The organism is Laedolimicola sp., from assembly GCF_051972735.1.
GTDB classification, from domain to species: Bacteria; Bacillota; Clostridia; order Lachnospirales; family Lachnospiraceae; genus Laedolimicola; species Laedolimicola intestinihominis.
Genome location: NZ_JBOKYU010000061.1, coordinates 1 through 9,780 on the forward strand (window position 1 = coordinate 1; position 9,780 = coordinate 9,780).

Genomic DNA, 9,780 nt, shown 5'->3' on the forward strand with positions numbered 1-9,780 from the left:
CGGAAGCAGGGATCCCTGATTGCCTTTGAGGCCGGAGAAGCGATTACCTACGGTCTGTTCAATGCCCAGGAGCGCGGTACCCTGTTCATCGGACCGGGCGAGAAGGTTTACGCCGGCATGATCATCGGCCAGAATGGCAAGGCGGAGGACATCGAGCTGAATGTCTGCAAGACCAAGAAGCTGACCAACACCCGTTCCTCCAGCGCCGACGAGGCACTGAAGCTGACCACCCCGAGAGTCTTAAGCCTGGAGCAGTGCCTGGAGTTCATCGACACGGACGAGCTGCTGGAGATTACACCGAAGTCCCTTCGAATCCGTAAGAAGATCCTGGATCCGACCCTGAGAAAGAGAGCGGGATTTAAGAAGGCTTAAGAGCTTAAGATAGGAAATGAGATAAATGAAAAAGCTATGAACCATTCTTTTAGCAGTATGGTTCATAGCTTTTCTTATTTTATTGTCTTATTCTACATCCTGCAGGGCATCCATATCCACCTCGCCGGTGCGGACCTTGACCACCTTATCCACATTGTATACAAAGATCTTGCCGTCTCCGATGTGACCGGTGTACAGGGCTTTCTTGGCCGCCTCGATGACTGTATCCACCGGGATGCTGCCGACGATGACCTCGACCTTGACCTTGGGAAGCAGGGTTGCGTCCATCTCGACGCCACGGTATTTCTCGCCAGCGCCCTTCTGGATGCCGCAGCCCATAACCTGTGTCACAGTCATGCCTGTCACGCCGATGTCGTTCATGGCTTTCTTCAACTGATCATACCGGGACAGCTTTGCGATGATAGATACCTTGTAAATACCTGTCGCAGACACGGGAGTCTGTACCACCTTGACCGCCGCGTTCTTCTGAGCTTCGGAAGCCGCCTCGTACTCGCCCACGCCCAGGTTTGTATTTTCGTTGACCTCCATAGTCATGGTGTTGGAGATATCCATGATGCTGAAGCCTGCGTATGCGGACGGAAGTCCATGTTCCATGGAATCCAGACCCACAATCTCCTCTTCCTCGCTGACACGAAGTCCAAAGACTGCCTTGATGAAGAAGAATACCAGCGTCATGGTAACTGCGGTCCATGCCAGGACGGAGAACATACCGAGAAGCTGTTTTCCAAGGAGTGTGAAGCCACCGCCGTAGAAGAGACCGGTCAGGGTATCATTTCCCGGAGCGCTGGTAGTAGCGAACAGACCGACTGCGATAGTTCCCCACATACCATTCATGAAGTGAACGGCTACCGCGCCGACAGGATCGTCTACGCGAAGTACATAATCCAGGAACCATACGCCGAAGACCACCAGGACGCCGGCTACTGCACCGATGACGATAGCGCCGAAGCAGTCTGTCACGTCACAGGGAGCTGTAATGGCTACCAGACCTGCCAGGGAAGCGTTCAGACACATGGATACATCAGGCTTACCATAGCGAACCCAGGTAAACACCATACATACGACGGTTGCCACAGCCGGTGCGACCGTTGTGGTAAGAAATACACTTCCCAGCTGCTCTACGCTGGTGCAGGCAGCGCCGTTGAAGCCGTACCAACCCAGCCACAGGATGAAGCAGCCGAGGCAGCCAAGGGGCAGGTTGTGTCCGGGGAACGCGTTTATCTTTGTAATCTTGCCGTCTTTATCTTTTACAAATTTTCCAATACGGGGTCCCAGGATTTTCGCGCCAATCAGAGCGCTGAGACCGCCCACCATGTGGATGGCGCAGGAGCCTGCGAAATCATGGAAGCCAAGCTGGGAGAGCCAGCCGCCGCCCCAGATCCAGTGCGCTTCAATCGGATACACCAGTGCGGAAATGATGCCGGAGTATACACAGTAGGACAAGAACTTCGTACGCTCTGCCATAGCGCCGGATACGATGGTCGCTGTGGTCGCACAGAATACCAGGTTGAATACGAAATTGGAATAATCAAAATTCTCATATGCGGTAAAAATATCGAAGCCGGGCTTTCCGATGAATCCTGCCACATCCTCGCCGAGCAGCAGCCCGAATCCAATCAGAATAAATACAACTGTACCGATACAAAAGTCCATCAGGTTTTTCATCAGGATATTACCGGTGTTCTTGGCTCTGGTAAACCCTGCCTCCACCATGGCAAAGCCTGCCTGCATCCAGAATACCAGTGCGGCTCCTATCAGGAACCAGACGGCAAATAACTGACCGTCGATTGCGCTTAAAATTTCCTGGGTCATAACACTTCCTCCTCTTTCTTACAGATTATTCTGAAGGGCTCCGGAGTTGTAATACATTCCCTGCAGAACGGTATAAAAAAAGGAGACCCGGCTCGCGGAATTTCCGCTTCCAAATCTCCTTTGATATGAACAATATTATAATCAAACATTCCAGAAACTGTCAATGTTAAGATTATCCAAAATTATTCACGAAATTTTTATAAAATTTTTAGTTTTTTCACAAATTTACGCACAAGCTTCTGCTTCTCGTCTGTCGCGGCTCCTGTTTCACGTTCATATTTTATTCATATTTCTTTTAAAAATCGTTCAATTAGTGCTCATATCACATTCATTTTCCGCCCATATAATAACAACATAAGATAAAGAAATACTTAATAAACGCTTATTACCTTATTTTGAATAAACTTTTTCATAATAAATGCCAGGCAGAGCAGCTGCCTGGCATCCTCCCTTTTCAGGAGCTTTTTTAATTATCTGTCTTTTCTTCCCAGTCATCCCCGTAGAGCTCTTCCATGGTGTAGACCTTCACCACAGATTTATCCTCCACGTCTTTATAGGCAGGCCACATAATTTTCACCACGCAGAACAGGGCGCAGCCTGCGATCCACAGACACGTAAGCGTCACCAGGACAGACGGAACGCGGCGCACCGCCTCTCTGGCCCGCTGCTCCAGCCATTTTATCCAGAAGCTTACACCCCGGACAATATAGTACATGAGCGGAACCAGCATAGGCATACTATAGCGACCCTGGGGCTGATAATCCGTCGCGTAGGAGTACCAGAAATTCAGCACATTCGGCACCAGAATCGCTACCAGTAATCCCAGATGCCAGAACAGGCGCTCCGGATCCGCCGGGCTTTTCTTTCTCCGGCTGCGGCATTTTCCCACAGCCTCGGCCAGTATTCCCAGAATTCCCGCAGCGAAAATCAGTGCGTAACCTACGTACATCCACCAACGGAGAGCGTACCACAGAGGCCCCAATACACCGATAAAACTCTTTATGACAGAGATAACCCAGTCGGAATGAAACAGCATATAGGCCATGGAATATCCCTGATTCCGATAGTTCTGCCGGTTCGACGGCTTCAGAATATCCATGGCGTAATGCTCTGCGTACTGATCCTGGGTCTTCAGTCCCAGAATATCCCCGTCATACAGAAAATAATTCCGCACAAACCACCAGCCCGCCAGAATCAGAACAATCCCCAGAATCAGAAAACCTTTTTTCCAGAAAACCTTCCAGATTTCTTTTTTCTCCTTCGGATTCGCTGCCTCACGGCTCCATTTCAAATGGCAGCCCAGGTAAATAAGCGCGGCTGTAATCAGGAAGCCGTAGGCATTGTAATAGGACAGGATGCAGACAGAACAGGATACTGCAATCCAGATACAGTTTTTTACAGGAAACCGTTCTTCCATCCCTTTTATCATATACCATAAAATCATGGCCGACGCCATAAGCGCCATGGAATCACAGTTCAGATACGTAAACAGAAAGCACGCCTGGGGAAGACAGACGGTCAGCAATGTAAACAGCCACTGCATATTCGCCCGGTCAAAGAGCTTCTTGGAAATGGCCCGAACGTAACCTGCGAAAACCATGCCGCAGACCACGCTGACCAGACGGCCCGCAAAGATCAGGGAAAAGGCGTCTTTTGTCCAGATCATGGCCACGCGTACCAGGACAGCCTCTGCCATCTGGGGAAGGATAGGCCGGAAACCATAGGTGAAGCCCCAGGAGTAGTCCATAATCTCCTGCTGATAGCCGGTCGGCAGCTTGCCGTATTCCACGATATAATCCACGATACGGGAACGCATATATTCATCCGGCCCCTCGTTGAAGGGCAGAATCCAGGCCCAGGCAGTAAAGACCAGCAGGATAAAGGCAAAGAAGGCGATCTCCATCCAGTTTTCTTTCGTAAGCTTCTTCATATGTTTAAACGATCCTTTAATTCATATTTTCTTGCATATTATTTTTATTATAGCAATATTACCGGAAGAACACAACCGGGAAAGAAACGAAAACGCCCCTTTAAGTTTACGTTTATTGTTGAAAAAAAATATACATTTTCGACAATAAAAGCCGTCCCTGCAAGCAGGAGCACGGCTTTTACGAACTCTTTGAACCTTATAGTTTTGTGTATTCGACTTGTCCGGCTGCGCCGGGAGAGCGCAACCGCAAGGTCGAATAAAATAAAAGGGAGAGATAGGGCCTGGTGCCCTGAAATATAGGAAAAAGGCATTACCACGGGAATTGGTAACGCCTTTGTTATCATTAGTTTTTCAATATGTATTATCTTTTGTTGAGATGATTCTACTACGGGAATCCGCAAAAGTCAATACCTTCTGCCGTCGAAAAATATCGGTAATTTTTGCTGCATTTTCTGTAATTTGCACAAAAGCAGTCGAAATATGCCGTCTTTCGCTTATCCCAATATCAGCTTGGCACAGCCATAGATACCTGCGTCATTGCCCAACTCCGCCAGAGCGAAGGTAGTCTCACGGGTAGACTTATATGCTACCGGCTGGTAGTGCTTGCGCACATAATCCAGTAGAATCGGACCTGCTTTGGAGACGCCGCCGCCGATAACGATGACTTCCGGATCCAGAACCGCAGTCATGGAAGCAATCGCCTTGCCCAGGTAATCGCCGAATTCATCCGCGATCTTCTTGGCCAGATCATCGTCCTCTTTCACTGCGTCAAAGACGGACTTTGCGCTGATATCATGGTCGCGCAGGACGGAAGGCTCGTTGCTCTTTTCCAGCCACTCCCGCTCCAGGCGTGCAATACCGGTAGCGGACGCATACTGCTCCAGACAGCCCTTGTTGCCGCAGCCACAGCAGCTCTCCTCGCCGTCCTTTACATGGATATGACCGATCTCGCCGCCTGCCCCGTGGGCTCCCACCAGAATCTGTCCGTCGATGACGATACCGCCGCCGACACCGGTGCCCAGGGTAATCATTAACACGTCCCGGTGCCCCTTTCCACCACCCAGCCACATTTCGCCGAGGGCTGCCACGTTGGCGTCATTGCCTGCCTTGCAGGGCAGTCCGGTAAGCTCTGTCAGTTCTTTTGTAACAGCCTTGTAGCCCCAGCCCAGATTGGCAGTATGCGGAACACTGCCGTCCGCAGCTACCGGTCCCGGTACATCTACGCCGATACCCGCGATTTCTTCTTTGTTCAGCTTTTTCTCTTCTATCTTATCCAAAATGGTCTTTGCCAGATCCGGCAGAATCGCTTCGCCCTCATTTTCTGTGTGGGTCGGCACCTCCCATTTATCCAGAACCATGCCATCCGCGTCAAAGAGTCCCAGCTTCATGGTTGTTCCGCCGATATCAGCTCCAAAACAATATTTTTTCATATCCTATATCCCCCAGTATCCTTTTAATTCTTTCTTGTCATGCTTTCCTGCACACGACGGTACAATTCCTGCGCCGCGTTGTAACCCATCTTCTTCTGACGGTTATTAACTGCCGCAGTCTCTACGATAATAGCCAGGTTCCGGCCCGGACGGATGGGCAGGGAATGGCAGACCACCTTATTGCCCAGGAATTCTGTATACTCCTCGGTCAGTCCCAGACGGTCGTACTCCTTGTCCTTATCCCAGTCTTCCAGCTTGATGACCATGTCAATGGTCTGGGTCTCCTTGACGCACTCCACACCGAACAGTGTCTTTACATCCACAATACCGATGCCGCGCAGCTCAATGAAGTGCTTGGTAATCTCCGGGGAACGGCCCACCAGGGTATCGTCGCTGACCTTGTGAATCTCTACCACGTCGTCGGTAACCAGACGGTGACCACGCTTAATCAGCTCCAGTGCAGCCTCACTCTTACCGATACCGCTCTCGCCCATAATCAGCACGCCCTCGCCGTATACGTCTACCAGCACGCCATGGATGGAGATACGGGGCGCCAGCTGGACATTCAGCCAGCCGATGATAGCCGCCATGAAGTTCGATGTCTTTTTATCCGAATAAAAGACCGGTACATTGTACTTGTTGGCCATTTCCAACGCATAGGGCTCCGGCTCGGTGCGGGAGGTGTAGACAACGCAGGGAATATTGCTGGAGAAAAACTTCTCATAAATCGGCTTTTTCTCCTCATCGCTTCTGCTCTGCAGATAAGTGTATTCCACATATCCCAGAATCTGCACGCGCTCGGTAGCGAAATGCGCGAAATAACCGGACAGCTGAATGGCCGGGCGGTTAATCTCCGGAGACGACAGCTTCATACCGGTCAGATCGATATCCGGCGTCAGATTTTTCAGCTTCAGCTTCTCTACCATCAACGTCATGTCTACATTTTGTACACTTCCCATGTTTGTTTCCTCTCTCTTCTTTATTTTTCATTTTTTATACGAAATGTCCTGTCACGGATGTTGTCTCTATTTTATCACACTGTTGCCTGAGGGGACAAGGCATATCCTTCATCTCAATGGGTAATTTTTTCTGTTATTTCAATGAAAGAATTTCCATACTTTTTCCGCCGCCGCCCGATTCATGGACGGAACGTCTGCCAGGGTTTCCACATCGGCCTCCCGTATGGCTTCCAGCGACTGGAAATGGCGCATCAGTGCCTTCCTTCTGGCCGGTCCGATACCCTCGATGTCATCCAGGACGGAATGTACCTGTTCTTTGCTTCGAAGGGAACGGTGGTACTCAATGGCGAAGCGGTGGGCTTCGTCCTGGATGCGGGTAATCAGCCGGAAGCCTTCGGAGCTGCGGTCAATGGGAAGCTCTACATTATTGTAATAGAGACCGCGGGTGCGGTGGTTATCGTCCTTGACCATACCGCAGACCGGAATATCCAGGCCCAGCTCATCCAGTACCTGCAGGGCGATGTTGACCTGCCCCCGGCCTCCGTCCATCATCAACAGATCCGGAAATTTCGTGAAGCTGCCCATTTCTTCGGGCATATCTTTTTCTTTCAACTCCCGGCTTTCTTCCATACCGTGGGTGAAACGGCGGGTCAGAATCTCGCGCATGCTGGCATAGTCGTCGGGGCCTTTCACGGTGCGGATTTTGAATTTGCGGTAGTCGCTGCGTTTGGGCTTGCCATGGTCGTAAACGATCATGGAACCGACAGATTCGAAGCCATTGGTATTGGAGATATCGAAGGCTTCGATGCGTTGGATTCCATGCATGCCCAGGATGTCAGCAATCTCTTTCATGGCTCCGATGGTACGGCCTTCTTCCCGCTTGATACGCTCCCGATCCTGGCTCAGGACAAGGCTTGCGTTCTTTTTGGCCAATTCCACCAGTTTTTCTTTTTCACCGATTTTGGGGACGCGTAAACGCACCCGGCGGCCCTTGCGGGCAGTCAGCCATTGTTCGATGAGTTCATGATCTTCGACCTCACATTCCAGCATCAGCTCCCGGGGAATATACGGGGTTCCGGCGTAAAACTGCTTGATGAAGCTGCCGAGAATGGCGCTTTTGGGTTCTCCATCGTAGGTTTTCAGGTAGAAATGATCCCGTCCTATCAGACGGCCATCCCGGATAAAGAAGACCTGAACCACGGCGTCCCAGCCATCGGCGGACATGGCAATGATGTCCTTGTCTTCCATATCGCTGTTAGTGATTTTCTGCTTTTGGGCGATCTGTTTAACGCTGTTCAGAAGATCCCGGTATTCGATAGCTTTTTCGAATTCCATGGCGTCTGAAGCGGCCTGCATTTTTTCCTCCAGCTCTTTCAAAAGGGGCGCATAGTTTCCATTCAGAAAGTCCAGGACTTTGGCAATATTTTTTCCATATTCTTCCTGGGAAATATAGCCCTGGCAGGGAGCGTCGCACTGATGGATGTGGTAGTTGAGACAGGGTCGGTCTTTGCCGATGTCTCTGGGAAGTACCCGGTGGCAGGTGCGGATCTTGTACAGCTTATGGATCAGTTCGATGGTGTCTTTGACTGCTCCGGCGCTGGTGTAGGGGCCGTAGTATTTGGCTTTATCCTTTTTCAGCATGCGTGAAAACAGGACGCGGGGGTAGAGCTCGTTGGTTGTAACCTTGATATAGGGGTAGGTTTTGTCGTCCATGAGCATGGTGTTGTATTTGGGACGATGCTCTTTGATCAGGTTGCATTCCAATACTAAGGCTTCCAGCTCGGAATCGGTGATGATATATTCGAAGCGGGCGATGTGGGTAACCATTTGCTCGATCTTGGGGCCTTTGTTGCGGCTGGACTGAAAATACTGTTTTACGCGGTTTTTCAGGGAAATGGCTTTGCCTACATAGATAATGGCGTCGGCTTCGTCGTGCATGAGGTAGACTCCGGGTTTGGCGGGGAGTTTTTTTAACTCTTCTTCGATGTTGAATTGCATGGGGTAGGACTCCTTTTATACGGACGGCCTGGACGGAAAAATACTTTTCCCCGTTCGCCCCACATCAGGGGCTCCTTAGGAAATGTATTTTTCCGCCCAGGCCTGTCTTTGAAAGGTGTTACGTTATGCTTCTGGTTCGTTGTTCGATATGGTGGTCGGAGTGTCGTCGTCCGGATCCGGAAGGCCTTTGACCTCACGGAAGATCTTCATGAATTCCTTACCGGTGATCGTTTCTTTCTGGATCAGGAAGTCAGCGATCTTGTCCATGACCTCACGGTTTTCGCTGAGGAGGCGCTTCGCTTCCTCATAGGATTTTTTGAGGATCTTCATGACTTCGGTATCTACCTCGGCTGCGGTGGCGTCGCCGCAGTTCATGACAGTGCGACCGTTCAGGTATTCGTTTTCCTGGACTTCCAGACCCATGAGACCGAATTTCTCGGACATGCCGTACTGGGTGACCATGGCTCTGGCCAGGCGGGTGGCTTTTTCGATGTCGTTGGCAGCGCCGGTGGTGACGGTGTCGAAGACGATTTCTTCGGCGGCGCGGCCTGCCAGGAGGCCTACCAGCATGGCGTCGATTTCTTTTTTGGTGTTCAGGTATTTTTCTTCTTCAGGTACCTGCATCACATAGCCCAGGGCTCCCATGGTACGGGGCACGATGGTGATTTTCTGAACGGGCTCGGCGTCTTTCTGAAGGGCGCTGACCAGGGCGTGTCCCACTTCGTGATAGGATACGATGCGGCGCTCTTCTTTGCTCATGATGCGGTCTTTCTTTTCTTTACCGACCAGGACTACCTCTACGGATTCGAAGAGATCTTTCTGGGATACGGCCTTGCGACCGTTTTTGACTGCCAGGATGGCCGCCTCGTTGATCATATTGGCCAGATCGGATCCTACGGCTCCGCTGGTGGCCAGGGCGATGGCGTCCAGATCGACGGTTTCATCCATTTTCACATTCTTGGAATGAACCTTCAGGATATCGACACGTCCCTTCAGGTCCGGTCTGTCTACGATGATACGGCGGTCGAAGCGGCCCGGACGCAAAAGCGCGGGGTCAAGGACTTCGGGACGGTTGGTCGCTCCCAGTACCAGGCACGCCGTGTGACTGTCGAAGCCGTCCATTTCCGCAAGAAGCTGGTTCAGGGTCTGCTCACGCTCGTCGTTTCCTCCGCCCAGGCGGCCATCACGGCTTTTTCCGATGGCATCGATCTCATCAATGAAGATGATGCAGGGGGAATGCTTCTTGGCTTCCTGGAAC

Annotated in this window: 6 protein-coding genes and 1 pseudogene; 1 reads left to right on the forward strand and 6 read right to left on the reverse strand. The window is 51.1% G+C overall.

The genetic code is table 11. From position 1 onward, the window contains the following. Positions 1-372 (forward strand): annotated as a pseudogene (locus ACTRC3_RS10830) (translational GTPase TypA); the annotation flags it as partial. Positions 373-459: 87 nt separating this feature from the next. Here ACTRC3_RS10830 and ACTRC3_RS10835 read toward each other — a convergent pair. From ACTRC3_RS10835 to ACTRC3_RS10860, 6 genes are all read right to left on the reverse strand, one after another. Continuing rightward, the gene (locus ACTRC3_RS10835) at positions 460-2,205 is read right to left on the reverse strand and encodes an ammonium transporter (RefSeq protein WP_440323074.1); all 1,746 of its coding nucleotides are present in this window, start codon (positions 2,203-2,205) and stop codon (positions 460-462) included. Positions 2,206-2,671: 466 nt separating this feature from the next. Further along, the gene (locus ACTRC3_RS10840) at positions 2,672-4,135 is read right to left on the reverse strand and encodes a DUF2142 domain-containing protein (protein ID WP_178038892.1); all 1,464 of its coding nucleotides are present in this window, start codon (positions 4,133-4,135) and stop codon (positions 2,672-2,674) included. 494 nt (positions 4,136-4,629) lie between these two features. Then, entirely contained in the window at positions 4,630-5,565 is a 936-nt protein-coding gene (locus ACTRC3_RS10845) for an ROK family glucokinase (protein ID WP_178038891.1), read from the reverse strand. A 23-nt stretch (positions 5,566-5,588) separates the two neighbouring features. Next, on the reverse strand, positions 5,589-6,524 hold the full coding sequence (gene hprK, locus ACTRC3_RS10850; protein ID WP_440323075.1) for an HPr(Ser) kinase/phosphatase: 936 nt from the start codon (positions 6,522-6,524) through the stop codon (positions 5,589-5,591). Positions 6,525-6,662: 138 nt separating this feature from the next. After that, complete coding sequence (gene uvrC, locus ACTRC3_RS10855; RefSeq protein ID WP_349164427.1) at positions 6,663-8,522, reverse strand: excinuclease ABC subunit UvrC; 1,860 nt, start codon at positions 8,520-8,522, stop codon at positions 6,663-6,665. Positions 8,523-8,645: 123 nt separating this feature from the next. Then, positions 8,646-9,780 (reverse strand): ATP-dependent metallopeptidase FtsH/Yme1/Tma family protein (locus ACTRC3_RS10860; RefSeq protein WP_440323076.1); only part of this gene is annotated, 1,135 nt, incomplete at its 5' end.

What these genes read in the sequence shown, in the direction of transcription:
- ACTRC3_RS10835 (WP_440323074.1), bottom strand. Translation starts at nt 2,205, where the DNA reads ATGACCCAGGAAATTTTAAGCGCAATCGACGGTCAGTTATTTGCCGTC.
- ACTRC3_RS10840 (WP_178038892.1), bottom strand. Translation starts at nt 4,135, where the DNA reads ATGAAGAAGCTTACGAAAGAAAACTGGATGGAGATCGCCTTCTTTGCC.
- ACTRC3_RS10845 (WP_178038891.1), bottom strand. Translation starts at nt 5,565, where the DNA reads ATGAAAAAATATTGTTTTGGAGCTGATATCGGCGGAACAACCATGAAG.
- hprK (WP_440323075.1), bottom strand. Translation starts at nt 6,524, where the DNA reads ATGGGAAGTGTACAAAATGTAGACATGACGTTGATGGTAGAGAAGCTG.
- uvrC (WP_349164427.1), bottom strand. Translation starts at nt 8,522, where the DNA reads ATGCAATTCAACATCGAAGAAGAGTTAAAAAAACTCCCCGCCAAACCC.